Source organism: Alloalcanivorax sp. (genome assembly GCF_964221125.1).
GTDB lineage: Bacteria > Pseudomonadota > Gammaproteobacteria > Pseudomonadales > Alcanivoracaceae > Alloalcanivorax > Alloalcanivorax venustensis.
This window is the reverse complement of sequence record NZ_CAXPXK010000004.1, coordinates 27,669-54,427: the sequence shown is the minus strand read 5'-3', so window position 1 is coordinate 54,427 and position 26,759 is coordinate 27,669. Positions and strand designations below refer to the sequence as shown.

23 protein-coding genes and 1 pseudogene are annotated in these 26,759 nt (G+C 64.2%); 9 read left to right on the top strand and 15 right to left on the bottom strand.

The features are described 5' to 3' along the window. The first annotated feature begins 52 nt into the window (after positions 1-52). Entirely contained in the window at positions 53-271 is a 219-nt protein-coding gene (locus ACEQZD_RS00495; protein ID WP_194855888.1) for a hypothetical protein, read from the top strand. An 81-nt stretch (positions 272-352) separates the two neighbouring features. Here the strand turns inward: ACEQZD_RS00495 and ACEQZD_RS00490 are convergent, their stop codons facing one another. The 4 genes from ACEQZD_RS00490 to ACEQZD_RS00475 all read right to left on the bottom strand — a co-directional run bounded on the left by ACEQZD_RS00490 (position 353) and on the right by ACEQZD_RS00475 (position 4,873). After that, positions 353-1,735: an NAD(P)(+) transhydrogenase (Re/Si-specific) subunit beta gene (locus tag ACEQZD_RS00490; RefSeq protein ID WP_194855889.1), complete on the bottom strand. Its 1,383-nt coding sequence runs from the start codon at positions 1,733-1,735 to the stop codon at positions 353-355. Between the two features lie 3 nt (positions 1,736-1,738). After that, complete coding sequence (locus ACEQZD_RS00485) at positions 1,739-2,014, bottom strand: NAD(P) transhydrogenase subunit alpha (RefSeq protein ID WP_067611132.1); 276 nt, start codon at positions 2,012-2,014, stop codon at positions 1,739-1,741. After that, on the bottom strand, positions 2,014-3,237 hold the full coding sequence (locus tag ACEQZD_RS00480; RefSeq protein ID WP_142949889.1) for a Re/Si-specific NAD(P)(+) transhydrogenase subunit alpha: 1,224 nt from the start codon (positions 3,235-3,237) through the stop codon (positions 2,014-2,016). Before ACEQZD_RS00480 ends, ACEQZD_RS00485 begins: the two co-directional genes overlap by 1 nt. A gap of 205 nt (positions 3,238-3,442) precedes the next feature. After that, positions 3,443-4,873 (bottom strand): AarF/ABC1/UbiB kinase family protein, encoded by a 1,431-nt coding sequence (locus ACEQZD_RS00475; RefSeq protein WP_370183336.1) that lies wholly within the window; start codon positions 4,871-4,873, stop codon positions 3,443-3,445. Between the two features lie 60 nt (positions 4,874-4,933). On the opposite strand from ACEQZD_RS00475, the gene ACEQZD_RS00470 reads away from it, so the two are divergent. Next, entirely contained in the window at positions 4,934-5,734 is an 801-nt protein-coding gene (locus ACEQZD_RS00470; RefSeq protein WP_370183333.1) for an alpha/beta fold hydrolase, read from the top strand. Positions 5,735-5,807: 73 nt separating this feature from the next. Next, positions 5,808-6,950, top strand: a complete 1,143-nt coding sequence (locus ACEQZD_RS00465; RefSeq protein WP_142949851.1) for an oxygenase MpaB family protein — start codon at positions 5,808-5,810, stop codon at positions 6,948-6,950. 21 nt (positions 6,951-6,971) lie between these two features. On the opposite strand, the gene ACEQZD_RS00460 is transcribed toward ACEQZD_RS00465, so the two are convergent. Then, on the bottom strand, positions 6,972-9,101 hold the full coding sequence (locus ACEQZD_RS00460) for a carboxy terminal-processing peptidase (protein WP_370233185.1): 2,130 nt from the start codon (positions 9,099-9,101) through the stop codon (positions 6,972-6,974). A gap of 147 nt (positions 9,102-9,248) precedes the next feature. Between ACEQZD_RS00460 and ACEQZD_RS00455 the strand changes: the two genes are divergently transcribed. Continuing rightward, positions 9,249-10,472: a nucleoside recognition domain-containing protein gene (locus tag ACEQZD_RS00455; protein ID WP_370183329.1), complete on the top strand. Its 1,224-nt coding sequence runs from the start codon at positions 9,249-9,251 to the stop codon at positions 10,470-10,472. A gap of 24 nt (positions 10,473-10,496) precedes the next feature. Here the strand turns inward: ACEQZD_RS00455 and ACEQZD_RS00450 are convergent, their stop codons facing one another. Then, positions 10,497-11,117 carry an alpha-ketoglutarate-dependent dioxygenase AlkB gene (locus tag ACEQZD_RS00450; protein WP_335628837.1) on the bottom strand — a complete coding sequence of 207 codons (621 nt, stop codon included), beginning with the start codon at positions 11,115-11,117 and terminating at the stop codon, positions 10,497-10,499. A gap of 65 nt (positions 11,118-11,182) precedes the next feature. Between ACEQZD_RS00450 and corA the strand changes: the two genes are divergently transcribed. Next, the gene (gene corA, locus ACEQZD_RS00445; RefSeq protein WP_335628838.1) at positions 11,183-12,133 is read left to right on the top strand and encodes a magnesium/cobalt transporter CorA; all 951 of its coding nucleotides are present in this window, start codon (positions 11,183-11,185) and stop codon (positions 12,131-12,133) included. Positions 12,134-12,305: 172 nt separating this feature from the next. Here the strand turns inward: corA and ACEQZD_RS00440 are convergent, their stop codons facing one another. Beyond that, positions 12,306-13,139, bottom strand: a complete 834-nt coding sequence (locus tag ACEQZD_RS00440; RefSeq protein ID WP_142950197.1) for an MBL fold metallo-hydrolase — start codon at positions 13,137-13,139, stop codon at positions 12,306-12,308. A gap of 93 nt (positions 13,140-13,232) precedes the next feature. Then, positions 13,233-13,685 carry a hypothetical protein gene (locus tag ACEQZD_RS00435; RefSeq protein ID WP_142950198.1) on the bottom strand — a complete coding sequence of 151 codons (453 nt, stop codon included), beginning with the start codon at positions 13,683-13,685 and terminating at the stop codon, positions 13,233-13,235. A 154-nt stretch (positions 13,686-13,839) separates the two neighbouring features. Here ACEQZD_RS00435 and yaaA point away from each other — a divergent pair, with 154 nt between their 5' ends. Continuing rightward, positions 13,840-14,619 (top strand): peroxide stress protein YaaA, encoded by a 780-nt coding sequence (yaaA, locus tag ACEQZD_RS00430; RefSeq protein WP_335628840.1) that lies wholly within the window; start codon positions 13,840-13,842, stop codon positions 14,617-14,619. 24 nt (positions 14,620-14,643) lie between these two features. Here yaaA and ACEQZD_RS00425 read toward each other — a convergent pair whose 3' ends face one another. Both ACEQZD_RS00425 and ACEQZD_RS00420 read right to left on the bottom strand, forming a co-directional pair. Further along, positions 14,644-15,576: a universal stress protein gene (locus ACEQZD_RS00425; protein ID WP_370183325.1), complete on the bottom strand. Its 933-nt coding sequence runs from the start codon at positions 15,574-15,576 to the stop codon at positions 14,644-14,646. Between the two features lie 85 nt (positions 15,577-15,661). After that, positions 15,662-15,874 carry a hypothetical protein gene (locus ACEQZD_RS00420; protein WP_370183323.1) on the bottom strand — a complete coding sequence of 71 codons (213 nt, stop codon included), beginning with the start codon at positions 15,872-15,874 and terminating at the stop codon, positions 15,662-15,664. Positions 15,875-15,994: 120 nt separating this feature from the next. On the opposite strand from ACEQZD_RS00420, the gene ACEQZD_RS00415 reads away from it, so the two are divergent. From ACEQZD_RS00415 to ACEQZD_RS00405, 3 genes are all read left to right on the top strand, one after another. After that, positions 15,995-16,870, top strand: coding sequence for a chromate resistance protein ChrB domain-containing protein (locus ACEQZD_RS00415; RefSeq protein WP_370183321.1), 876 nt, complete (start codon positions 15,995-15,997; stop codon positions 16,868-16,870). Positions 16,871-16,872: 2 nt separating this feature from the next. Beyond that, a complete protein-coding gene (gene chrA / locus ACEQZD_RS00410; protein WP_370183320.1) occupies positions 16,873-18,327 on the top strand; it encodes a chromate efflux transporter in 1,455 nt (484 codons plus the stop codon). A 97-nt stretch (positions 18,328-18,424) separates the two neighbouring features. Next, the gene (locus tag ACEQZD_RS00405; RefSeq protein ID WP_370183318.1) at positions 18,425-19,351 is read left to right on the top strand and encodes a DUF1259 domain-containing protein; all 927 of its coding nucleotides are present in this window, start codon (positions 18,425-18,427) and stop codon (positions 19,349-19,351) included. Here ACEQZD_RS00405 and ACEQZD_RS00400 read toward each other — a convergent pair. From ACEQZD_RS00400 to bioA, 5 genes and pseudogenes are all read right to left on the bottom strand, one after another. Beyond that, positions 19,352-19,672 (bottom strand): annotated as a pseudogene (locus ACEQZD_RS00400) (cbb3-type cytochrome c oxidase subunit I); the annotation flags it as partial. 69 nt (positions 19,673-19,741) lie between these two features. Further along, positions 19,742-22,882 carry an efflux RND transporter permease subunit gene (locus tag ACEQZD_RS00395; protein ID WP_370183316.1) on the bottom strand — a complete coding sequence of 1,047 codons (3,141 nt, stop codon included), beginning with the start codon at positions 22,880-22,882 and terminating at the stop codon, positions 19,742-19,744. A gap of 9 nt (positions 22,883-22,891) precedes the next feature. Continuing rightward, positions 22,892-23,989 (bottom strand): efflux RND transporter periplasmic adaptor subunit, encoded by a 1,098-nt coding sequence (locus ACEQZD_RS00390; protein ID WP_370183315.1) that lies wholly within the window; start codon positions 23,987-23,989, stop codon positions 22,892-22,894. A 523-nt stretch (positions 23,990-24,512) separates the two neighbouring features. Further along, a complete protein-coding gene (locus ACEQZD_RS00385) occupies positions 24,513-25,418 on the bottom strand; it encodes an alpha/beta hydrolase (RefSeq protein ID WP_142949721.1) in 906 nt (301 codons plus the stop codon). 28 nt (positions 25,419-25,446) lie between these two features. Further along, the gene (gene bioA, locus ACEQZD_RS00380; protein WP_142949722.1) at positions 25,447-26,718 is read right to left on the bottom strand and encodes an adenosylmethionine--8-amino-7-oxononanoate transaminase; all 1,272 of its coding nucleotides are present in this window, start codon (positions 26,716-26,718) and stop codon (positions 25,447-25,449) included. Between the last annotated feature and the right edge of the window lie 41 nt (positions 26,719-26,759).

The following is a 26,759-nucleotide window of genomic DNA, read 5'->3' as shown; positions in this document are numbered from 1 at the left end:
ATAGCGGGCGAGGCCCGCTGACTTTCGAAACGGTACGAAACAGGAGGATCGAATGTCTGTAGAGGACGTACGCAAAGGCTTGTTACTGGCCACCGGCCTGGTGTCTCTGGTCGCCGGCGGCGCGGCCCTGGCCGCCTGTGATCCGGTCGAACCGCCCGAGGGCGGCGACGGTCAGCAGCCGGGCGGCATGCAGGACTCCATGCAACAGGGCGGCGGCTCCATGCAGCAGGAGCAATCCTCGCCCGGCGAGGGCGGCGGCTACTCCGAGTAACGCCGTTCGGGTTAAGCAGACCCGCAACAAAAAAGCCCGGCACGAAGCCGGGCTTTTTTATGGGTCGGTGATCGCGGGCGATCAGCCTTCCTTGAGAGCAGTGGTGATGTCCACCACCGCGCCCTTGCCGTCGCCGAACAACATCAGGGTGTTGTCCTTGGCGAACAGCGGGTTGGGCAGGCCGGCGAAACCGGGGCTCAGCGAACGCTTTACCACCACCACGGTCTTGGCCTTGTCCACGTTGAGGATCGGCATGCCGTAGATCGGGCTGCCCTTGTCCTCGCGCGCCATCGGGTTGGTCACGTCGTTGGCGCCCAGCACGATGGCCACGTCGGTCTGCTCGAAGGTCGGGTTGATGGTGTCCATGTCCTTGAGCTTGTCGTAGGACACTTCCGCCTCGGCCAGCAGCACGTTCATGTGGCCGGGCATACGGCCGGCGACCGGGTGGATCGCGTATTCCACCTCGACGCCCATGCCTTCCAGGGTGTCGGCCATTTCACGCACGGCGTGCTGCGCCTGCGCCATGGCGAGACCGAAGCCGGGCACGATCACCACGCGCTGCGCGGTTTCCAGCACCATCGCCACTTCCTCGGCGGAGGTGGACTTGATCTTGCCTTCGTAGACCTCGTCCTGATCCATCGCTTCGCCGGCTTCCGCCATCACACCGAACAGCACGTTGGTGAGGGAGCGGTTCATCGCCTTACACATGATCTGCGTCAGAATCAGACCGGAGGCGCCCACCAGGGAACCGGTGACGATCAGGGCGCTGTTGCCCATCACGAAGCCGGCGGCGGAAGCGGCGATACCGGAGTAGGAGTTCAGCAGCGCGATCACCACCGGCATGTCGGCGCCACCAATGGGGGACACCAGCAGAATACCGAGAATCGCGGCGGCGATGGCCAGGCCCCAGAACACCGGCTCCACGCCCGGGTTCATCACCAGGTAGGCGATGGCGGCCACGGAACCGAGCAGCAGGATGGCGTTGACCAGCTTCATGCCCGGGAAGCCCATCGGCTTGCCGTCGATCAGTTCCTGCAGCTTGGCGAACGCCACGAAGGAACCGGTGAGGGTCACCGCGCCAATCAGAACCGCGATACCGGTGGCGATGATGCCCACGGTGTCCGGGTGCCCGCCACGGAAAAACTCCGCGCCGGCCACGGCGAAGGAGGCGCCGCCACCGAAACCGTTGAGCAGGGCCACCAGCTGCGGCATGGCGGTCATTTGTACTTTCTTGGCCAGGATGGCGCCAATGATGCCACCGACGATCACGCCGCCGATGATGATCTCGTAGGTCACGATATCGCGGTGCAGCAGGGTCACCACACAGGCCACGCCCATACCGGAGGCGGCCAGCAGGTTGCCCCGCACGGCGGTCTTCGGCTTGGTCAGACCCTTGATGCCCAGGACGAAGAGTACGGCCGAGATCAGATAGGCGATATCAATCCAGTTATCGGAAATCTGCATGGGTTACTTCCTCTTGAACATCGCCAGCATTCGATTGGTGACCATGAAGCCGCCAATCACGTTGATGGTCGCCAGTACCACGGCGATAAAGCCGAGGACATTGATCAGCAGACCGGCGTCGGAGCCGGCGGCGATCAGCGCGCCCACCAGGGTAATGCCGGAAATCGCGTTGGAGCCGGACATCAAAGGGGTGTGCAGCGTCGGCGGTACCTTGGTGATCAGTTCCACACCCAGGAAAATCGCCAACACGAAGAGGGTAAGCTGAGATACGAAGTCCATTACTTTTCCTCCTGCCCGTTGTCGTCGCCGTTATCGGCGGGCGCTTCGGGTTCGGCTTTCTTCAGTTCCGGCAGGCCCAGCATCTCGCGCAGGCGAGCGTGGGGCACATCACCGTCGTGACTGATCACGGTGTCGGTGACGATCTGGTCTTCGAAATCCAACTGCAGGTCGCCGTTGTCGTCGAGCAGCAGGTTAAGAAGGTTCTCAATGTTCTTACCGAACATCTGGCTGGCATGGAACGGCACGGAGGAGGGCACGTTGGTGGGGCCGATGATCAGCACACCGTTTTCCACCACCGTTTCACCGGCCTTGGTGAGGTCGCAGTTACCACCGCGTTCCGCCGCCAGGTCCACGATCACGGAGCCGGGCTTCATCGCCTTGACCATCTCCTCGGTGACCAGGATCGGGCTCTTGGCGCCGGGGACCGCGGCGGTGGTGATCACCACGTCCATTTCCTTGATCACTTCCTTCATCAGCTCGCGCTGACGCTTGAGGAAGTCCTCGCCCTGGGCCTTGGCGTAACCGCCGGAGCCTTCCGCTTCGCCGGTGTCCAGGTCCAGTTCCACCGGCTTGGCGCCAACGGACAGAATCTGTTCACGGGCGGCGGGGCGCACGTCGTAGGCTTCCACGATGGCACCGAGCCGCTTGGCGGTGGCACAGGCCTGCAGGCCCGCCACGCCGGCGCCCATAACGAACACGCGCGACGCGTTCATGGTGCCCGCCGCGGTCATGTTCATGGGGAACATGCGGTGAGAGGCGTTCGCCGCCAGCAGTACACATTTATAGCCGGCGATCATGGCCATGGAAGAGAGCACATCCATGGACTGAGCCCGGGTGATGCGCGGAATCAGTTCCAGGGCCAGGCCGGTGACCTTGCGCTCCGCGAGAGCCTGCGCGAACTGCGCGTTGGCCAGCGGGTCGGTCATGCCGATAAGGAACTGACCGGCTTTCAGCTTGTCCAGATCTTCCTGGCCATTGGTCGTATTGCTGCCCGGAGTCTGAACTTGCAGGATTGCCTGAGCGTTGGAAAAGATGTCGTCCCGGTCGGTGAGTTTCGCGCCGGCGTTTTCATAATCGCCGTCGGTAAACCCGGCCGCCTCGCCAGCGCCGCGTTCGATGCGGATCTCGACACCGTTTTTCTTGAGCAATGCACCGACGTTGGCGGGCGTCAGTGCGACGCGCTCTTCGCCGGGGCAAATTTCCTTGGGTACACCGATAATCACCTGCGTTACCCCCATTTTATGGTTCGTAAAAACAGGTCCATCTGAAAGCCGGTCGGGATGACGGGTTTTCAGGGGAACCTCGAAAAACGGCCGGTTTATTCAAACCGGCCGCTGAGCAGGCTGCTAACCTTATTGTGCAGTCGACAGCTTGGCAAATAAGAAATGGTTATTGCGCCCATAAACGGTCAATAATTGACCGGAAAGGTCAACTATCCGCCGCCTGCCCGTTTATTTTTTGAGCAACACGCTCGCGATCCTCGTCTTCACGCATGTGGATAAACGGCTCGAGAATGGTATTTCCGCGCACCTGGGCCTTGATCACGTGTAAAAAAGTGTAAGCCCCGAGCAGCTTGCGGAACAGGAAAATGAATTCCTTGGGCGGCACGTCGAAATGTACCGACAGGGCGGTGCGGCTGGCACGGTTCATCACCCGGTTGGGCAGGTTGCTCTCGCCCCACAGGTATTCACCTTTGTCGTTGACCACGGACTTGGGCGGCGGAAAGCGGTCCGGGTCCTGCAGCGCCTCGATGGCCTCGAAGCACAGCGCGGCGAAATCATCCAGCAGCCGGCGCGGCACCTCGCCGTCGAGAAATTCCAGCGCGCGCATGGCGCCGAACAGACGCTCGCTGTCGTGCAGCCAGGCGGCGCGGATCATCTCGCGGCCGGGGCCCAGCACCTCATCGTCGAAATCGCGGATGGCGCCGAAATCCAGCAACACGATCTTGTCCTTGCCGTCGTCGCCGACGCGCATCAGATAGTTGCCGAAGTTCGGGTCGGTCTGCATCTTGTTCCACTCGAACACTTCCCGGCAGCACAGCTCCATGATGGCGCGCCCCAGAAAGTTGCGGCGCTCCTGGCTCAGCGACACCACCGACGGATCGCTGATGTGCACGCCTTCCTCATAGGACAGGCAAAGGATGTTGTGGGTGGAGTAGTCGCCGTACACTTCCGGCACCACGAAACGCGGGTCGTCGGCCAGCGCTTCGCGGAAATGGCGGGTGGTGTGCGCTTCCAGGTCATAGTCCACCTCACGGCCGAGCATGTCGCGCACTTCATCCAGCCATTGGTTAAACTGCTCGGTGATCGGTACCAGGCGGCTCAGCTTGAGCAGCCGCACCAGCGCGCGCATGTCCGAATCGATGGCGTTGGCGACGCCCGGGTACTGAATCTTGAGGGCCAGCTCGGCGCCGTCGCTCTTGCGCCGGGCGCGGTGCACCTGGCCCAGGCTGGCCGCGCCCAGGGGCTGCGGGTCCACCTCCAGCTCGGCCAGTTTGACGCTGCCCAGCTGCTGCCGGAGGTGCTTCTCCACCGCCGGCCATTCCAGGGCGGTGGTGCTGTTTTCCAGGGTGTGCAGCGCCTCGGTGACCTCCTCGGGGAGGAAGTGCTCGCCGAACAGGGCCATCATCTGGCCGATTTTCACCACCGAGCCCTTTAACTGGCCGAGTTCCTCGACCAGCTCTTCCGCCCGTTGCGAGAGGTTGCGCCGGCGCCGCGCCTCGCGCTGGTCCGGCGCCGTGAACAGACCGCCGGCGCTGGCCGTGGCGTAGCGGGCACCGGCCAGGAAGCCGGCCCGGGCCATGGAAAAGCGGCGTTCCAGGGAGCCTGTTTTCACCCGTTTTACGGTTTTTCGTGCCATAGTTCCTCGCGCGGGCCAACTGCAGCCTCGCATTCTAGCTGATTAAGGAAGCACAGATATATGCCAACGACCTGGATCCTGTTGCGCGGACTGGTTCGTGAACAAGCACATTGGAACGGTTTCGCCGACCGCCTGGCCGGGGCTCTGGGCGCGGACCATCGGGTGATGTGCATGGATTTGCCCGGCAACGGCGTCCGCCACCGGGACCGCAGCCCGACCCGCATCGCCGCCATGGTGGACGCGGCCCGCGAAGACCTGGCCGGGCGCGGCGTGGACGGGCCGATCCACCTGGTGGCGCTGTCCCTGGGCGGCATGGTGGCGATGGATTGGCTGCAACGCCATCCGCGGCAGGTGGCCGCCGCCGCCTTGATCAATTCCAGCGCCGCGCCGGTGAGCCCGTTCTGGGACCGCCTCAAACCGGCCAACTATGGCGCCATTGTCCGCCACGGCCTGCTTGGCCGCGACCGCCTCAAGCGCGAGCGCATGATTCTGGAGATCACCACCAACCGGCTGTCGGACGCCGACAAGGACCGCATCGCCCGGCAATTCCAGCGGATCGACGAGGCCCGCCCGGTGTCCGCCGCCAATACCGTGCGGCAGTTGTGGGCGGCGGCGCGGTTTCGCGCGCCGAAGACGCTGCCCGAAGGGCGTCCGGTGTTGGTGATCAGCGCCGCCGGCGACCGGCTGGTGGACCCGCGCTGCTCCGCGGCGCTGGCCCGACGGTGGTCGGCGCAACGGGCGGTCCACCCGGACGGCGGCCACGATCTGTCCCTGGACGACCCGGGCTGGCTCGCCGACACCCTGGCGGACTGGGCCGGGCCGACCCCGGGACTAAATAAAACCGCGGCTTTTGACGATTGACCCCCGTGGCACGACGCTCTAGCTTGAACGCAGAACTCACGGGTTCTGTGCCGAGCCCATGTTGGAGACGTTGATGGCCACACCGCAGGAATTAAACCAGCTACGCGACGGCCCGCGCACGCCGCGGGAGCAGATCTGGTTCGACCGCTACGCCCACCACCGGCTTGAAGCCTGGCGCCGGGTCCAGGATCCGCTGGCCGACCGCTGTCTGGAAAACATCGCGTTTCAACGGCCCTCCGGCCTGCTCGACGAAGTGGAGCGGCGCGCGGCCGAAGAGGGCGGGGTGTACCAGGCGTTCCTGGACCACTGCCACACGGTGCCCGGCTGGGTGGACTTCGAGCGCATGGAATTGGGGCGGCGCATGTACCGCCGGCACGGCGCGCTGCAGGGCCTGGTGCTGATGTGCTCCAGCCTGGTGGAGGGCTACGCCCACAACAAACCGTCCCAGGTGCTGGTCGCCACCGGCCGCCTGCAGAAGGATGTGTCGCGGCGGATTTATGAAACCGGCCAGATGCTGCACAACATCGCCGCCACCGACGGCCTGCGTCCCGGCGGCCTGGGCCACCGGACGCTGATGGAGGTACGGCTGCTGCACGCGGCGGTGCGCCGCTTTCTCAGCGAAAGCGGGCGCTGGGACAGCGACCGCTTCGACCTGCCGATCAATCAGGAGGACATGGCCGGCACGGTGCTTGAGTTCGATTACATGGTGGTGCGGGGGCTGCGCCGGATGGGCCTCTATATCAGCCATCAAGAGCACGAGGCGATGCACTATTTCTGGCGCTACGCCGGCTACCTGCTGGGCGTGGACGAGGCCTTGCTCACCGCCACCGTGGAAGAGCAGAAAGTGCTGGCGCTGCAGCTCACCTCCCATCTCTACGACCCCACCGAGGACAGCGAAAAGCTGGCCAAGTCGCTGCTGGCCGGCATGGCGGGCAAGCCGCCGTTCCATCTTTCCTATGACGTGCTGGTGGCGGTGAGCCGTTTTCTGATCGGCGACGCCATGGCCGACGACCTGAACCTGCACAGCCGGGTGTCGTCCGCCGCGGCGGTGCGCCTGGCCCGGGCCGGGTTCGGCGCCGCCAGCCTCGGCCAGCGGCTCCTGCCGGAGGCCGCCAAGCGGCGGTTGGAGGACTTCAACCACGACCTGGGGCGTCGCACCTTGAAACTGGGTCTGGGGAAGGACCCGGCGCGCTGGGGGTTCAAGGCGATGGCCTGACCCCCGCGCCGGGCGGGGCGCTCAGGAGGCGCGTTCGCCGGCCACCCGCTGCTCGCGGAGCAGCGACACCATGTCGGCGAGGATGTGCCCGGTTTCCCGCAGGTAGGGGTCTTCGTCCAGCGGTTCGTCGTTGCTGTCCGGGTCCAGCGCCCGCTGTTCTTCCAGGGCGCGCAGATCTTCCATCTTCTCAATCGGCTTTTCACCACGGTGCTTGCGCAGGGCGTTCTCGATGTCCAGGCGGCGCTGGTCGAAATCCTCCTGCCAGGCCTTGCGCTGCTTGGCGTTGAGGGACAGTTCCTGGCGTTCGTTGGCGCGGTTGAGCAGATCGCGCAGCTGGTTCACGTAAACGAATTCCGGATTGTCGCCGATGCGCGCGTCGTGCCGCTCGCGCAGCCCCGGCAGCAGCGGCACCAGGTCCTGATAACGCTGGTACTTGGCCGGGTCGATCTCATCCCAGGGCAGGGCGTTGGGCAGGCTGCTTTCGCCGATCGATTCCTTGTCCACCAGCGACGGCATGGTGACGTCCGGCACGATGCCCATGTTCTGGTTGCTGGAACCGGACACCCGGTAGAACTTGGCGTTGGTCATCTTGAGCTTGCCGTGGTTCAGGTCCAGCAGGGTCTGCACGGTGCCTTTGCCGTAGGTCTGGTCGCCGACGATCAGGGCGCGGCCGTAGTCCTGCATGGCGCCGGCGAAAATCTCCGACGCCGAGGCGCTGTAGCGGTTGACCAGCACCGCCAGCGGCCCGGAATAGAGCATGCCGGGATACTGATCGTTTTCCACGCTGACGCGACCGCCGGCCTCGCGCACCTGCACGGTGGGGCCACGGTTGATGAACAGGCTGACCAGTTTGTTCACCTCCAGCAGCGAACCGCCGCCGTTATTGCGCAGATCCACCACCAGGCCGTCGACATTCTCTTTGCGCAGTTCCACCAGCAACTCCGCCACGTCGCGGGTGGTGCTGGTGTAATCCGGATCGCCACGGTGGAAGGCGTTGAAATCCATGTAGAAGGCGGGAATCTCGATGATGCCCAGCTTCATGGTGTCGCCGCCGTGCTCCACCTCGATCACTTCCTTCTTGGCGGCCTGTTCCTCCAGCACCACCTTGTTGCGGGTAATCGCGATGGTGCGGGTGTCGTGCTCGCTGGCGCGGCCGGCGGGAATCACTTCCAGGCGCACCTTGGAGCCCTTCGGCCCGCGAATCTTGTCGACCACTTCGTCCAGGCGCATGCCGATGACGTTGACCATCTCCTCGTCGCCCTGGGCCACAGCGATCACCCGGTCGGCGGGGCTCAGCTGCCCCTGTTTGGCGGCCGGGCCGCCGGGCACCAGGCGCACCACCTTGGTGTAGCCGTCCTCGTACTGCAGCACCGCGCCGATGCCTTCCAGCGACCGGCTCATGCTGATGTCGAAGTTCTCGGAATTATGCGGCGTGAAATAGTTGGTGTGCGGATCAAAGGTCTGGGCGAGGGCGTTCATGTAGGTCTGGAACACGTCCTCGGGGGTGTTCTGACGAACCCGGCTGAGCTGGCTTTCATAGCGGTTGGTGAGCCGTTTGCTGATTTCCTCGTCGCTGGTGCCGTTGAGGCGCATGGACAGCACCGCGTTGCGCAGCTGGCCGCGCCAGATCGCGTCCAGGGCGTCCTGGTCCTCGGCCCAGTCCGCTTCGCTGCGGTCCACCAGCACCTTGCCGTCACCGTCGAAGTCCCAGTCCTCGAAGCCGCCTTCCAGGGTGGCGAGGATCTCGGTGAGGCGGTCTTCCAGACGGCTCTGGAAGCGGTTGAAGATGGAGTAACCGGCCTCCAGGACGCCGTCGCGCAACTGGTTGTCGAGCTGATCGCGGTAGGGCTGGAAGTCGTCCACGTCCTGCTGGGTGAAATACAGCCGGTTGGGGTCAAGATCCTGCAAATACTGCTCAAGCACCTGCGCGGAAAGCGCGTCGTCGAACTTCAGGCGCCGGTAGTGCAGCTCCAGGCGCTCGACGATTTCCTCGGCGGCTTCACGGTGGACCTTCTCGGGCTTGAGCGATCCTTCGATGGCGGGGTCGTTGCCCAGGTCGCCGCCCACTTTCAGGGCGCCGCCCAACAACAGGGCCGCCAGGAGCACGCCAAACAGCTTGCGGAATACGGACATGAACTTACTCGGCTGCATTTTTTAAAGGGTTCCAGGGCAGTATAAAGGAAACCACCGCCTGGAACAGGGTCGCCCAAATCACCGGGCGGGGGCAAGCGCGGATGGATAGGCAAAGGCGCCGATCATCGACATACTGAGCGCTTTGCCGGACTTCATGAGGCCCCCGTGCATCGTCTTTTTACCGCCTTTTTTCTGATCGGGATACTCGGCGCCCTGGTGCAGCTGCTGGGCGGCGACCTGCAGGCCCCGGCCCGTGTGGTGTCGGCGCTCTGGGAGGCGGCGGACCTGGCGGTGGAAGTGAGCCTCGGGTTGATCGGCGTGCTGGCGCTGTGGAGCGGCCTGTTCCGCCTCGCCGAGCAAAGCCGCCTGGCCGACCGCATGGCCGCCGGCGTGCGCCCGGTGCTGGCGCGGCTGATGCCGTCGCTGCGGCGGGACCCGGCCGCCGGCGCCGGGGTGTCCATGAACCTGGCCGCCAATATGCTCGGCCTGGACAACGCCGCCACGCCGCTGGGCCTCAAGGCGATGGAATGGCTCCAGGAACATAATCCGGAGCCGCGCCGGGCCACCGACAGCCAGATCATGTTCCTGGTGCTGAACACCTCATCGGTGACCCTGGTGCCGGTGACGGTGCTGCTGTACCGGGCCCAGCAGGGCGCCGCCGACCCGGCGGCGGTCTACCTGCCGATGCTGATGGCCACCACGATCTCCACCTTTATCGGCGTGATACTCACCGCCCGGCTGCAGCGCATTCCGCTGCGCGACCCGCTGCTGATCACGGTGGCGCTGGGCTGGCTGGCGCTGCTTGCGGTGCTGGCGCTGGGCGTTTATCTGGCGCCGCCGGACCTGGGCAACACCCTGTCCGGGTTGTTCGGCAACGGCATTCTTCTGGCGGTGATCGGGCTGTTCTTCTTCGCCGCCTGGCGCGCCCGCATCGACAGCTACGACTGCTTCGTGGAAGGCGCCAAGGAAGGCTTCACCCTGGCGGTGAAGCTGATTCCCTATCTGGTGGCCATGCTCGCCGCCATCGCCATGCTGCGCGCCAGCGGCGTGCTCGAAGCGGTGCTGTCGGCGATCCGCCTCGGCGCCGCCGCCCTGGGCTGGGACACCCGCTTCGTGGACGCCTTGCCGGTGGCCTTCCTGAAACCGCTGAGCGGCTCCGGCGCCCGCGCCGCCATGCTGGACGTAATGCAGACCCACGGGGTGGATTCCCTGGCCGGGCGCATGGCGGCGGTGATGCAGGGCTCCACGGAAACCACCTTCTACGTGCTCGCGGTGTACTTCGGCAGCGTCGGCATCCGCGATGTCCGCTATGCGTTATGGTGCGGCCTGGCCGCCGACGCCGCCGGGCTGTTGGCGGCGATCCTCCTGAGCTACGTTTTCTTCGGCTAATGTGGGAGCGGGCTGGGCCCGCTCCTACACAATCTCGCGGAAGGTCAGGTTAAGGCGGGCTTCCCGCACCCGGCGCCGGCGGGGCAGGGCGTGCTCGAAGTGGGTCTGCACCTCCGGTGACATGATCAGCAGGCTGTCGTGTTCCAGCGCGATCACCCGGCTCTGGCGGCCGCTGCCGTAGGGGCGGAAGGCGAAGTCGCGGGCGGCGCCGAGATTATAGGAGAGCACCCAGGGGTGGGCGCCCAGCTCCGGCTCGTTGTCGCGGTGCCAGCCCATGCTGTCGTCACCGTTGCGGTAGAGGTTGGCCAGGGCCCCGTTGGGGGTGCGGCCGGTGAGTTCGGTGACCCGCCGCCGCAGCGCGTCGAGCGCCGGCGGCCAGCCCCGGCCCTCATGGGTCAGCCCCGAATACCGATAAGAGACACCCTGGTCCGCCACCCAGCAGGTCAGCCTGGGCACAGGATGCTCCCGGCCGAACACCCGCACCCGGGGCCGGTCCCAGGGCAATTGGTTACAAAGCGTGTGAAAGAGAGCGGTCGCCGCGTCACCGAGAATGCCCGGAATCAGCCACAGGCGCGCCTCATGCCCCAGGTCGATGGGCGCGGTGTGCTGGTTCAGCCGTGTTATCGTGGAGTTGACAGTCATCATGCGCTGCTCTATCTAAGCCGGGTTGATACCTGACGCCGGCCCATCTTGTTCGCGAGGAGCTTAGCATGCTGCACGTTTACGACATCGAAAAAGGAGTGCTCCGCGAAAGGGACGTGGCCGAGCTGACCCCCGGCACCTCGGACGCGGCCAGTTGGATCGATCTGGTCGACGCGTCCGACGAGGAACGTGAGCAGCTGCAGCACCTGTTTCGCCAGAACCTGCCCGAATCCGACGACGTGGAGGAGATCGAGGCCTCGGCCCGCTTCTTCCACGACGAATACGGCCTGCATGTGCACTCGCTGTTCGTCTACCAGGCCGAAGGCCGCCACCGCACCTCGACCGTGGCGTTCGTGCTGCAGCCGGGCCGGCTGCTCACCTTCCGCGATTCACGGCTGCCGGATTTCCGCCTCATGCGCCTGCGCGTGCGCCGCGGCTGGGTACAGGCCCAGGCGCCGCTGGACATTCTGCTCAGCATTCTCGAGCAGAAAGTGGAAAACATGGCGGACAGCCTGGAGGACATCCACCGCAACCTGGAGGAAGTCAGCTACCTGGTGCTGGAAGACGAAGAGGCGGAGCTGGAAGACGGCATCGAAAAGCTGGCCCACCTGGAGGACAGCAACGGCAAGATCCGGCTCTGCCTGATGGACACTCAGCGCTCGATCTCCTTTATCCAGCGCTACGTGCGCACCGACAAGGACCGCCGCCGCACCTGCTCGGAAATCCAGCACGACCTGGACACCCTGATGTCCCACGCCACCTTCCTGTTCGAGAAGATCAACTTCCTGATGGACTCCACCCAGGGCTTCATCAATATCGAACAGAACCAGATCATCAAGATCTTCTCCATCGCCGCGGTGGTGTTCCTGCCTCCGACTATGATCGCCAGCATCTACGGCATGAACTTCGAAGTCATGCCCGAACTGCAATGGGCGTTCGGCTACCCGGCGGTGCTCGGCCTGATGGTCCTCTCCGGCATGGCCCCGTACTGGTACTTCAAACGCAAAGGATGGCTGTGAAGAGCAGTTAATAGTTAATAGTGAACAGTTAATAGTTGCGCGATCGGGGTCCGGATAAACGGCGAGGCCGTGCCCGCGTCACCACTTCGCGGGCACGGCCTCGCGGATCAAGGAGACCCCGGGGCGCGTCTTTTAGCTGTTAACTATTAACTGTTAACTCTTAACTGCAGTTTCAGACTGCCCATTTCCCGCCGGTGTGGCTAACGCGGCCTTCGTCGCGGAGTTTGATCAGGTGGGCTTCCAGGGAGAGGCAGGCGACGCCGTGCAGGAAGGCGGGGACGTCTTCGTAGACCCGGGTGACCAGTTCCTGGACGGTGATCGGGTCCGAGTCCAGCGCTTCCACGACCTTGCGTTCGCGGTCGCGGCGGTGGGCGAGGGTCTTGTCCACGGTGGCCATGGGGTCGTCGATCACGTCGCCGTGGCCCGGCGCCATCAGGTCGATGCGGTAGTCGCGCAGCAGGGCCAGGGAGTCCATATAGGCCGCCATGGAGCCGGACGGCGGGGCGATGACCACGGTGGAGCCTTGAATCAGGTGGTCGCCGGTGAACAGCAGGTTCTGGTCCACCATCAGATAACACAGGTGATTGCCGACATGCCCGGGCGTGGCGATCACTTCCAGTTCGGTGCCGCCGCAATCCACCCGTTCGCCGTGACGCAGGCGCCGTTCCGGGGCCCAGGTTTCGTCCTGCAGGCCGTCGTCGGGCACGTCGGGGCCGAGCAGGCGCGCGCCGCTGGCCTCGGCCAGTTCGCGGGCGCCGGGGGAGTGGTCGCGGTGGGTATGGGTGACCAGAATCTGTTCGATCGGGCGGCCGATCTTTTCCGCCGCGTGCAGCAGCGCCTGGGTGTGTTCGTGGTCCACCGGGCCCGGGTCGATGACCGTGAGCGCGCGGTCACCGACCAGATAGGAGTTGGTGCCGGGCCCGGTCATCATTCCCGGGTTGCGGCCGAGTACCCGCCAGGCGTTGGGTGCGATTGGGGTAGGGTGGCCAGGAATGAGCGCTGCCATTATCTCTCCTACAGCCGTTGCTGTGCTTCGAGGAGCCGGCATTGTGACCATTTAGTCGGCGATTGCCTAGTGGTCCATGCCACGGCCCGGTGATCAGCGGTCGTAGGCTTCCACCCGCAACACCCGGGCGCGCCAGCGTTCGGCCTGGATTTCCCGGTCGGGGCGGGGCACGGAAAGATTGAGCGGGTAGCGTCCGCCGGCGGGGATGTGCATGGACAGCGTCATGCGCTCGCCGTACAACACCTCGCAGGCTTTGGCCGGCGGGCAGCTGAGCGCTTCCGCCATGATTTCGGTGCGCGCCACCGCGTTCTCGCCGCGATTGATGATTTCACCGCGCAGGCGATAGGTGGTTTCGGTTTCGTGCACGCTGGAGATGCTGGTCTCCACGGTCTCCGGGTCGGTGGGCACACGGCGTTCCTGGTCGGTGAGCAGCATGGCGCCGAGGAAAATGGAGCCGGCCAGCGCGACGCCGGCGAGGACCAGGTAAAAAGGCTTGCGGCCCGCTTGCCAGCTGCCCCAAAGCAGCACGACAACGGCGACGGTCACGGTTAACACCAACAAAAAGCGCATCGGACTGGATCACTCCCCGGTTCGGTTGAGGTTACGATAGCATCTCGCCAAGGGGCCCATAGTATAAAGCCTGTTTCTTCTCTCGACGGTGTTCTTATAATCGGGTCTGCATCTTGTAAAGGAGAACCGCATGTTGATCGTGGTATCGCCGGCCAAAACGCTGGATTACGACTCGCCGCTGCCGTCGCTGCGCGCCACCCAGCCGCGCCTTCTGGAACACAGCGCCGAACTGGTGGAGCGTGCCCGCAAGCTGTCACCGGCGGATCTGGCCAGCCTGATGAAGGTCAGCGACAAGATCGCCCACCTGAACGTGGAACGGTTCGCGCAATGGTCGCGCCCCTTTGATAAACACAACGCCCGGCCCGCATTGTTCGCGTTCAAGGGCGATGTGTACACCGGCCTCGACGTGAGCCGCTTCGACGGCGACGATTTGAAAGCCGCGCAAAGCCGCCTGCGCATCCTCAGCGGCCTGTACGGCGTGCTGCGCCCCCTGGATCTGATGCAGCCCTACCGGCTGGAAATGGGCACCCGCCTGGACAATGAGCGCGGCAAGGATCTCTACCAGTTCTGGGGCGACATTATCACCGCACAGCTGAAAAAAGACATGAAGGCGGCCGGCACCGAGGTGCTGGTGAATCTGGCGTCCAATGAGTACTTCAAATCAGTGCGCACCGACCACCTGCCCGGGCCGGTGATCGAACCGGTGTTTCAGGACGAGAAGAACGGCAAATACAAGGTGATCAGTTTCTACGCCAAGAAGGCGCGCGGGCTGATGGCCGCCTGGATTCTGCAGGAAGGGATTGAAACGCCGGCGCAATTGAACAAGTTCCGGGTCGCCGGCTACCGCTACGACAAGGCGGCTTCCACCGACACCAAGCCGGTGTTCCGGCGCGCGGAAGGGGCCGCCTGAGCCCCTCCCTTGGCCGCCGGAGGGTTACAACCAGTCGGACTCGAAGTCGTCCGGCTTGACCACCATCACGTCACAGCCGGCACGGGTAAGAAGCCCTTCGGCGGTGGCGCCCAGCAGTAACCGCTCCACCGGGTTGCGGCGCACCGTGCCCACCACCAGGCAGTCGCTGCCCTGTTCCTCGCAGTAGCCCGCCAGGGTCCGTGACACCGGCCCTTCCAGCAGGGTGGCGCGGTCCTTGGGCAGGGCGTGGCGCTCGGCGAAGGCGTCCAGCGCTTTCTGGTGGTAATCGCGAATGTTGGCGGCGCTGGCGGCGTATTCCGGCAGGGCTTCGCCGGCCACCAGCAGCAGGGTTTCGTCCGGGTGCTCCAGAACATGCACCGCCTCCAGCTCGCCGTGCATCTGCTCGCACCAATAACCGGCGGCGCCGATCACCCGGTCGTCCAGACCGCCTTCATACTGTTCCGGCTCCACCGCCGCGGTGAACCGGGGCGTGTCGTTCCAGGGGTCGGAATGCACGCACAGCACCGCGCCGGGGGCATGGCGAATCAGCAGCCAGTCGCGAGGCGTGAACAAATGGCGGCGCAGCCGGCCTTCCTCGCTGGTGTGCACCACGCTGAGCACCGGGCGGCAGTCGCGGACCGTGTCCCGCAGCGCCTGTTCGCTGTCCCGGGAGGAGAAGATGCGCTTGTCCACCTGGTGGTCGCCGCACAGCGCGTCGATGCGTTTGTCCCAGGCCTTTCGAATCTGTTTCTCCGCCGCCTGCCGCCGTTCCTCGTCCAGGCCCACCGCCCGGCGCATCGCCGCCGAGTCGCTGTTGACCATCACCGTCAACGGCAGGCCGGCGGCGCGCGCCAGCTTCAGGCCCTTGGTCAGCGCCGGCTGCGGTGCTTTCAGATCGCGGTCGAGAAAAACCAGAATACCGCGATTGCCGTGGGTGGCGTCTGTTTGCTCGCTCATGGGGAACACCTCCGTACCGGTGCGGCCAAAACGGCCACCGCGCTGTCCATCATGCTACAGGGGCGGCCGCTGATGCCAGAGCCGCCTAGCGGCGCTCGGTGAGACGCAACACCGTGACGGTGAGCGCGGGCAGGAAGGTAATGGCGACGATCGCGGTGCCCAGCAGGCCGAACAGCACGAAGGCCCCCACGCCGCGCCCGTCGGAAATGCTTAGCGGGACCGCCAGCGCATGCTCAAACGCCCGCGCCGGCTCGGCGGTTCCGTGCAGATTGATTTTATCAAGGCCGAGTGAGGTCATCGGAATATCCGGCTGTCATCGATATATTGGTAGCGCTTACTACAATAAGGTCGTAACCTCTACATTATGTCATGGCTATTGTTGATTCTGTCTCTCCCAACCGAGAACGCCACGGTACGCATGCGGGCCTGGCGCTCTATCAAAGGATGGGGCGCGGCTTCGCTACGCGACGGCGTCTATCTGCTGCCAGCTCACCCTGATCATGTCAAAAAGTTGGAGGCAGTAGCCCGCGACGTACGTGAGGCCGGAGGGGTCGCCTATGTTGTGCCCACTGACGGCCCGGAAGCCCACGGGTTTCCGGTCTTGTTTGATCGCTCAGACGACTATGAGGCGTTGTACTCGGACATCGCAGAACTCCGCGCAACGCTGGCGCCCGAATTGGCAATGGAGGTCATGAAGGAGGCCCGTAAGCTGCGCAAGCGCTTTTCACGACTGTCAGAGATTGATTTTTTTCCAGGTGCTGCCCGTGGACGGGTCGATTCGGCGTTGCAGGCACTCGAAACCGATACCAATCGGGTTCTGTCGCCAGATGAGCCACTACCTTCTTCGGGCTCAGTTCCTCGATTAGAACATGCCAATTACAAGAGCAGGATCTGGGCAACACGTCGCCAGCCCTGGGTGGACCGCTTGGCCAGCGCTTGGTTAATTAAGCGATTTATTGATCCCAGAGCGCGATTTCTGTGGTTGAGGTCACCTGCTGATTGCCCCGATGATGCGCTGGGTTTCGATTTCGATGGGGCGGCCTTCACCCACGTGAATGAGAAAGTAACCTTCGAGACTTTGCTAGCGAGCTTTGACCTGCGTGAGGTGGCGCTGCAACGGATCGGGGAACTGGTGCACTACCTCGATGTGGGCGGCCATCAACCACCGGAGGCCTCTGGAGTTGAGTGCGTATTGATGGGGCTCCGCGAATCTCATAGTGATGATAACCAACTATTGCTGGCTGCCAACCAGGTGTTTGACAGCCTGTACACAACCTACGCAAAGGGGAAGTAATCATGCCGGAGCCCTCCCACTCGGCCACTCGACCCAACAGACTCCAACAGGACACAGCAGTATCGTCGGACAGCAATCTCAATGAATTCGGCCACCAAATTTCGTTCGGGGAAGCGGTGCGAGTCTGGCTGCGGGTCGCGATATTGAGCTTCGGTGGCCCTGCTGGTCAGATTGCCGTTATGCACAGGATTCTAGTGGATGAAAAGCGGTGGGTCAGTGAAAGCCGGTTTCTGCACGCCCTGAATTACTGCATGGTGCTGCCCGGGCCTGAAGCTCAGCAGCTGGCCACATACATCGGCTGGCTACTGCATGGCGTCAAGGGTGGACTCATTGCCGGTGGGCTATTTGTGTTACCGGGTTTTTTGAGCATCCTGGTGTTGAGTGTGCTCTATGCTGGCTTCCAGGAAGCGACCCTGGTGCAGGCGCTATTTTTTGGGATTAAGGCGGCAGTATTGGCGGTCGTGATTCAGGCGGTCATCCGCATCGGCAAACGCGCTCTCAAGAATGTCTACATGTACGCACTGGCCAGTGTGGCCTTCATTGCGATCTTCTTCTTTGCTGTCCCATTTCCGGTAGTGATTCTGACTGCCGCTTTCATTGGCCTATTGGGATGGCGTGTGGACCCGGAGCGTTTCGTGGTCATCAAGGGGCATGACACGCCCGATGATGCTGAACGGACGATTGACGCCATGATGAATGGCGGCGCCGCACACCATACTAAGGCAACACGCAAACGGGCGCTCAAGGTGCTTGCGGTCTGGGTGCCGCTGTGGTTTACACCATTAGTCGTATTGGCGGCCTTGCTAGGCTTTGATGATATCTTCACCCAGATCGGACTTTTCTTCAGCAAGCTGGCGGTGGTTACGTTTGGTGGTGCTTACTCGGTACTGGCCTACATGGCCCAGGAAGCAGTGCAAAATTACGGCTGGCTTGCGCCGGGTGAAATGCTGGATGGTCTTGGTATGGCAGAAACCACGCCAGGCCCTCTGATTCAGGTGGTACAGTTCGTGGGATTTATGGGGGCCTTCCGAGACGCAGGCCTGCTCAATCCCTTTGTAGCAGGTGTTCTTGCGTCGATTCTGGCGACTTGGGTTACCTTTATTCCCTGTTTTTTGTGGATATTCCTGGGCGCGCCCTACGTAGAAAGGTTGCGTGGGAACCAAGCGGTGAGCGCGGCGCTATCGGCGGTAACCGCCGCCGTCGTGGGCGTCATGCTGAATCTGGCCATCTGGTTCGCCGTACATGTCGCCTTCGGTGAGGTGGATACGGTTCGGACCTTTGGCATGCAGTTGCTTGTGCCGACATGGAGCAGTATCCAAATCGCCAGTGTCGTGCTGGCTCTGGGCGCCTTCATTGCTATGTTGCGCTTCAAGGTGGGCATGCTGCCGGTGATTTTTGTCAGCGCGATGCTAGGTATTGCTTACTACTTGCTATTCGGAGGCGCTCCCGCCCTGTGAGCAGCGAGTTAAGAAGACAAGGGCGTGGCTCGTCAATTTGAACTACAAACAATCTGGGCTAACCCCCAAATTGACATTCAGAAAATAGAGGATAGCTATGAAAACCCTCTTGTTTAAGTTACTCATCATCTCGTACGTCCTACTGGGGCAGGCGCCGATGGCCCTCGCGGATGCCTCCAGTGGTCTCAATCCTGATATCATTAGCGAGGCTATGGACACACCGGCGACAGTTAAACCGGACGGTGTCGTACGCGTCGGCTGGCAACGCGATGACGTGCCGGTCATGGTAGACGGGGTGACACTCCCGCCCCCTGCAGGTTTGGGGAGCTGGGCTGGTTTCAAGTCTATGTCGGACGGCGGTGTAATGCTGATGGGGGACACGGTGGTGTTCGAGGATGAAATCACTCCGGCGATGGACGCTGCTTTCGCCCATGGCCTGGAAATCACGGCCTTGCACAACCATTTCGTGTTCGACCGCCCACCTGTTTACTTTATGCACATCGGCGGCCATGGGCAGAGTGCCGGAAAGCTTGCTCAAGGCGTCAAAGCTATGTGGGACGCTATCAAGGCACAGCGGAAGGAGCACCCCACCCCAGCAGAACACTTTCCCGGAAGTTCGCCCGAAATCACTGGAGAGTATGACACCGAGTCACTGGAAGCCATTTTGGATGTCGAAGGCAGTCTCAATGGTCAGGTGCTGAAATTTACCTTTGGACGTAACAGCACGATGCACGGAACAGAATTCGGTGCATCAATGGGACTGGCCACATGGGCGGCGTTCTCGGGGAATGAGGATCAAGCTGTTGTCGATGGGGATTTCGCCATGACGGCGAAGGAAGTGCAGCCTGTAATGCATGCTTTACGGCGCGCGGGCATCCATATCGTCGCCCTGCATAACCACATGGTAGGCGAGACACCGCCCTATTATTTTCTGCACTACTGGGGCAACGGCGATCCTGAGAAACTGGCACATGGGATTCGTTCCGCGTTGGACGCCCAGGAAAACTTAGAAACTCAACATTAGCACGATCACCGCCTGGTAGCCCCAGAACACGAAGGCGGCCAGGCGCGGGAAGGCGAGGCGGGTTTCACAGGTGCGCTGCACCACGTACAGCGAGGTGCCGATCAGCGCGCAGCCGCCGAAGGCGAAGATCACCGCATTGGTGTGTAGCGGCCGCAGGCGGCCGAAGCTCAACCAGGGCAGATTGAAATTAAGGGCGGGCCAGGCAAGCTGCGCGGCGATCCACACGCCGACCAGCATCCCCACCACTCCCCAGACCACGGTGGCCACCGTGAATTGCCGTACCACTCGGTAGTGGTACGGCGTGCCGTTGCCATCTCGCATGATGTTTCCCTTCCGGTTTCAGGCGGCTGCAAAGGTAGCAGCGCGGAAGGGGCGGTCTATTGACCTGCATCAAGATGAGGCGGCGCGGCGCTCGGTGAGGCGCAACACCGTGGCGGTGAGCGCGGGCAGGAAGGTGACGGTGACGATGGCGGTGCCCAGCAGGCCGAACAGCACGATGGCGCCGACGCCGCGGTACAGCTCGGTGCCTTCGCCGGGGATCAGCACCAGCGGCGCCAGCCCGCACACCGTGGTGATGGTGGTCATGGCGATCGGCCGCAGCCGCGAGCGCACCGCCTCGCTGACCGACTCGGCCACCGCCATGCCGCCGCGCCGGTTGGTGAGCGCCTCGTGCACGATCAGAATCGGGTTGTTGACCACCGTGCCCATCAGGATCAAAAAGCCGAGCATGGAGATCATGTCGAACGGCTGGCTGAACCCGGGCAGGCCCAGCAATGGCATCAGTTCACCCAGGCCGTTCAACAGCGCCAGACCCAGGATGCCGCTGGCGATGCCCACCGGAATGGTGGTCATGATCAGCAGCGGGTAGCCCCAGTGGGTGAAGATCGCCACCAGCAGCAAATAGACCAGCAACACCGCCACCACATAGTTGCCGCCCAGGGCCTCCTGGGTGGCCTGCAGCTGGTCGCTGGCGCCGGAGATATCCACGTTGACCTCCGCCGGGATCTCGCCGGCCTCGCGCAGGGCGCCGATCACATCGTTGCGGACCATGGCGACGCCGGTCTCCAGCGCCACGGAGCGCGGCGGAATAATGTTCAGGGTCACGGTTCGGCGGCCGTTGACCCGGCGCACGCTGCTGGTATCCACGGTTTCCACCAGCCGCGCCACCGACGACAGCGGCACGGTGGCGCCCTGCGGCGTGTGCACCGGCAGCGAGGGCAGGGCGGCCAGGTCCGGATCCACGCCGGCGTTGCTGTAGGCGTAGATGTCGACCTTGTCGTCGCCGAGGAAGAACTCGTCCATGAAGGCGCCGTCGGTGAGCGCCGCCACGGTGAAGCCGATGTCGCCGGCGCCCATGCCCAGCTCGGCGGCTCTCTCCCAGTCCGGGCGCACCTCGAGCAGCGGCTGGGCCAGGGACAGGCTGGCCGGCTGGCTCTGGATGCGCGGGTTGTCGAACACCTCTTCGGCGCGCCGGTAGGCGGTTTGCGCCACCTCATAAAGAGTGGCCAGGTCGTTGCCGGAGATATCCAGATTGACGCTGCGGGTGCCGCCGTCGTTGCTGGAAATGATCGAGCCGCGCGCGGCGAAGGCGCGCATGCCCGGGTAGCGCTCGTAGTATTCGGTGAGCGAGTCCATCAGCGCTTCCATATGATCCGGATCCACCGGCTCGGCGATGATGCGCAGGCTCTGGGCCTCAATGGACAGGTTCAGGTAGCGGATCGGCGGCGCCGGCAGCTCACCGCGCTCCCAGGCGGCCGGGTCGGCGTCCACCAGCGGCAGGAAATGGGCCTGGACCTCCTTGCCGATCTCCACCATGGCGTTCAGGTTGTAGCCCGGCGGCGCGTTCATGGAGGCGAAGGTTTTGGCTTCTTCGCCTTCGGGCAGGTACTCCGCCGGCGGGGTGAGCAGCACCAGCACCAGGGCGCCGCCGGTGACCGTGGCGGCGATGGTGGCCAGGCGCCGGGGCGCGGTGGCGCTGAGCCAGTGGGAGACGCCGTGCACGCGCCGCAGCCAGCCGCTGTCCTGGCCGTCGTGGTCGAACACGGCGCCGAAATCAAGGCGCGCCGCCAGGGTCGGGATCACCGTCATCGCCACCAGCATGGAGATCAGGATCGACGCGGACACGGCGATGGCGATGTCGGAATAGAGCTGCCCGGCTTCCTGGGAGATGAACACCACCGGCAGGAACACCAGCACCGTGGTCATGGTGGAGGCGAACACCGCCGGCCACACCTTGCGGATGCCCTCCACCGAGGCGCGGAACCGGTCCAGCCCCTTGCGCCGCTCGATCTCGATGCTCTCCAGCACGACGATGGAATTATCCAGCGTCATGCCGATGGCGAACGCCACCCCGGCCAGGGAGATCACATTGATGGTGCGCCCGGCCAGCAACAGGCCCAGGAAGGCGGCGATGGTACAGATCGGAATGCCCACCACGCCCACGGCGGTGACCCGCACCGAACGCAGGAACAGGAACATCACCAGGGTGGCGAAGGCCGCGCCGATCGCCAGGTTGGTCCAGACATTGGCCACCGAGGCTTCCACATAGCGCACGTCGTCGGAGATCAGCGACATGCGCATGCCGGCGGGTTCCAGCACCTCCTTATTGATCAGGTCCACCTGATCGAACATGGCGTACTTGATGTCGATTACGTTGGAGCCGGTCTCGCGGCGCACCGCCAGGCTGATCACCGGCTCGCCGTTGACGAACGACTCGGCGCGCACCGGGAAATGGTCCAGCTCCACGGTGGCCACGTCGCGCAGGCGGGTGACGCTGTCCTCGTGACGCTCCAGAATCAGGTCCAGCAACTGCGGCACCTGGTCGAAACGCCCCACGGTGCGCAGCAGATAGCGCCGTTTGCCGCTGTCCACTTCACCGCCGGACACATCCTGGTTGCGGCTCAGCAGCGCCTCGCGCACCTGGGTCACCGTGAAGCCGCGCTCCGCCAGCTTTTGCGGGTCCAGCAGCACGCGGATCTGCCGCTCGGCGCCGCCGCGCAGCTCCACCTGGGAGACGCCGTCGACGCTCTCCATGCGGGTGCGCACGTTGTCGTCGATGAAGTCCCGCATCATGTCCATGTCCAGGTCCTTGGGATTGCCCTCCTGGGGCGAGACCCGGTAGTACATGAACGCGTTGGCGGAAAACGAGGTGGACAGAATGCGCGGCTGGTCCACGTTATCCGGGTAGGAGGGCACCTGGCTGAGCGCGTTATTAACGCGGATCAGCGTCTCGGTGATGTCCACGCCGAACGGAAATTCCAGCTCGATCTCCGCGTCGCCGCTGCGCGCGGTGGCGGTGAGACGGCGCAGATTGGGGATATTGCGCAGGTATTCTTCCTGCTCGATCAGAATCTCTTTTTCCACGTCCTGGGGCGTGGCGCCGGGCCAGCTGGTCTGGACCGTGATGGTGCGCACTTCCAGGTCGGGGATCATCTGCACCGGAATGCGCAGCGCCGCCAGCACGCCGAGAATGGTGATGATCAGCACCACCACGGTCATCAGGGTGCCGTTGCGTACAATCTTTTCAAACACGGCGAAACCTCATTCGGACACCCGCAGCGGGCGGCCGTCGGTCAGGCTTTCGTTGCCGCGCACCACCACCCGGTCGCCGGCGGACAACCCTTCCTTCACGGTGACCAGGTCGGCCAGCCCGTCGCCAATGCGGATGCGCTGCTCGCGCGCCACCAGGCCGTCGTCGCCTTCCTCCGCCAGCCACACCGACACCCGGCCGTCCGGGTAGCGCACCAGAGCGTCCCGGGGCACCGCCAGGCTGGCCTCATCGCCCTGCAGGAAGAGGGTGGCGCGCACCGACATGCCCGACGTCATCGCCGGCGGCGACTCCAGCTGCGCGCGCACCAGGAAGGTCCGGGCGCTGGGATCGTTCACCGGCACGATGGCGGAAATGGTGGCCGGGTAGGCCGGGCCGCTGTCGCCGCCCAGCCGCACTTCCAACCGGTCGTCCTTGGACACCCGCGGGAAATACTCCTGCGGCACCGACAGATCGGCGCGCAGATCCTCCAGGCTGACCAGCTCCAGCACCGAGGTGCCCGGCGTCACCCACTCACCGACTTCGGTCTGCTTCTGGCTGATCACGCCGTCGAACGGGGCTTTCAAGGAATGGCGGGCGAGCAGGGCGCTTTGCCGGCGCGCCTCGGCGCGGGCACCGGCCAGGGAGGAACGGGCCACCTCCACCTCGGATTCCAGGCCGCGCACCTGGGTGGCGGCGATGCTCTGGCGGGCCGCCAGGGTGCTGGCTTCCTCCAGGCGCCGGCGGGCGTCCGCCAGGGTGGCTTCCGCCTCGGCGGCGGCGGCGCGGGCGCCTTCCAGGGCCAGGCGGTTCAGCTCCGAATCCAGCTCCAGCAGCACGTCGCCCTGTTCCATGCGGTCGCCCAGGTCCACATTAAGGGCGGTCACCAGGCCGGACACCGAGGTGGAAAGCAGGGCGGCGCGCTTGGCCGTCAGGGTACCGGTGAGCGGCAGGCGCTCCTCAAGCTCGCGGGATTCCACCGTCACCAGGGAAACCGGCTCCCGGGCGGCCGCCGGCTCGAATGCGAGCAGCGCCAGCAACCCGGCCAGCCCGAAAAATAGACGCCGGGCGTCCAGAACGCCGGCCAGCCCTGCAGTATCGCAATCGCGCATCCGTACCGTTACCCCCAATGATTTCGGTGTGGTGAGTCGCCCAGGGAGTGGACCATCATAAACGACAATGATTCCCTTTATCGGCGGCGGCCGCATTAACGCAGCCCGCCGGAAACAGGTCAAGCGGACAGCCCAAGCCTAATGGTTTGCCATGAAAGACCCGCGAAGGCCGGCGAATATCACCCGCCAATAAAATAGAAACGACCTCAGGTATGCTTTCCAAGCCAATGATTTATATGGAATCGCCGCCTAATGGTGCGACCTTAAGTTTCGTCATATGAAGTCCGGAACCTGTCGAGCGGAACGCTCGCAGTGCAGACCCGGCACCGGCTTGGGGGCGGTCCCGGGGACAAGCTGGAACCGCCGAAAGGACAGGGATTCTGAGAGCGCTTCGTCCCACCGGCCCAGATTTATGACTACGTGTAATGTATATTATGTTAAATAGAAGATAACGAATCGAACAGGTATGAATCCAAGCCCCGGGGCTTCCCTTTGCATCCGGGGCTTCGTTCGTCGGGCTCGCTCAGGCTTCCGGTGTTTCCCGTGGCGGGCAATGCGCTTTCAGAAACTCGATCTGGTCCGCCACCACCTGCTCGAACGCCTCGCCCACATAGATCTCGAAATGCCCCGCCTGATACCGCCTGATCTCATGGCGCGGCACGCGGCTCGCGTGGCGGAGCGTCTGTTTGGCCGGCGCCACGGTGTCGTTGTCACACACGCAGAAGAACACCGGCGCCCTTATGCCGGCGGCCTTGCGGCCCGGATAATAGCGGATAATGTCCAGGGCGAAGCGCGCGGCGGCTTCATTGCGAATCCGGGCGCCCTCGGGAACCAGGTTCATGTACCCGTCCCAGACGTCCGGTGCCGTCATCAGCGCGGTGTCGCCGGGGCGCCCGGCCACGGCGACCATCACCGGGGCGGCGCCCACCAAGGCGCTAAGGCGATCGCGCAGTGCCTTGGCCGTCAGTTTCGCGGAGACCAGCGGTTCCGTGGCCAGGGTCGACGCCAGCCCGTCGGTGAACGGACATTGGGAGATCACCGCCGCGATGCGCGGATCGTCGGCGGCGGTGGCCAGCACATGGCCACCGGAAAAGGACGTGCCCCACAGGATCACCCGATCCGGGTCCACCTGCGCGAGGCCACGGGCGTGCTCGATGGCCGCCTTCCAGTCCTGAAGCTGCTTTTTGATGTCCAGCAATTGGCGGGGTTCGCCGTCGCTGTCGCCGAAATGACGATAGTCGAACAGCAGGCAGGCGTAGCCCTCGGCCACGAACCGCTCGGCGAAGGCCGGCAGCCGCATGTTGCGGGTGCCGCCCAGGCCGTGGGCCATGACCATGATCGGTGCGCGGCCGGCAGTATCGGGCAGGTAGAGGTCGCCTCGACAGGTTACACCCGCGGATCGGAATTGGATCGCTGTTACGGACGTCATCGCCCTGCCCCCCTTAAAGTGTCAACGCCTAAAGTTCGGCCACCGCCGCCATGGCACGGGTCAGCTGGCTCAGGTCGTCCGGCTCCATGCCGTACGGCGGCATGATATAGACCAGCTTGCCGAACGGTCGGATCCACACGCCCTGCTCCACCAGCAGCTTCTGGGTGGCGGCCACGTCGCAGGGTTCTTCCAGCTCCAGCACGCCGATGGCGCCCAGGGCACGCACGTCGGCGACGCCGGAGGCGCCGCGCAGCGGTTCCAGCTCGCGGCGCAGCTGCGACTGGATCGCCGTCACGCGGCCGCGCCAGTCGTTCTCCAGCAGTTCATCGATGCTGGCGTTGGCCACCGCGCAGGCCAGCGGGTTGCCCATGAAGGTGGGCCCGTGCATCAGCACGCCGGCCTCGCCGTCGCAGATGCCGGCGGCCACGCGGTCGTTGCACAGGGTCGCCGCCAGGGTCATGTAGCCGCCGGTGAGCGCCTTGCCCAGGCAGAGAATGTCCGGGCAGACATCGGCGTGGTCCATGGCGAACAGTTCGCCGGAGCGGCCGAAGCCGGTGGCGATTTCGTCGAAAATCAGCAGTACGCCGTGCTCGTCGCAAAGACGGCGTGCGCCGCGCAGGTACTCCGGGTGGTAAAAGCGCATGCCGCCGGCGCCCTGCACGATCGGTTCCAGAATCACTGCCGCCACTTCGTGGCCGTGCTGTTCCAGCAGGCCGCGCAGGGAATCCAGATCCCGCTCGTCCCAGTCGTCGTGGTAGCCCACCGCCGGCGCGTCCGCGAACAGGTGCTTGGGCAGCACCTTGCTGAACAGATGGTGCATGCCGTTGACCGGGTCGCAGGTGGCCATGGCCCCGAAGGTGTCACCGTGGTAGCCGTTGCGCAGCGCGATCAGACGGTGCTTCTCGGGCTGCCCCTGGCTGAGCCAGTACTGCAGCGCCATCTTGATCGCCACCTCCACGGACACCGAGCCGCTGTCGGCCAGGAACACCTTGTTGAGCGGTTCCGGCGTCATCCGCACCAGGCGCTTGCCCAGCTCCACCGCCGGCTCGTGGGTGATGCCACCGAACATCACGTGGGCCATTTTGTCGATCTGGTCCTTGGCCGCCTGGTTCAGACGCGGATGGTTGTAGCCGTGGATCGCCGCCCACCAGGACGACATGCCGTCGATCAGCGTGCGGCCGTCTTCCAGCTCCAGGCGGACTCCGTCGGCGCGCGCCACCGGGTAGGTGGGCAGCGGCTTGGAGGTGGAGGTATAGGGGTGCCAGAGGTGGTCACGGTCGAAATCGAGATCAATGGACATAGGGTGCTCGGGGCCGGTTAGGTGGACGAACCATGCCAATT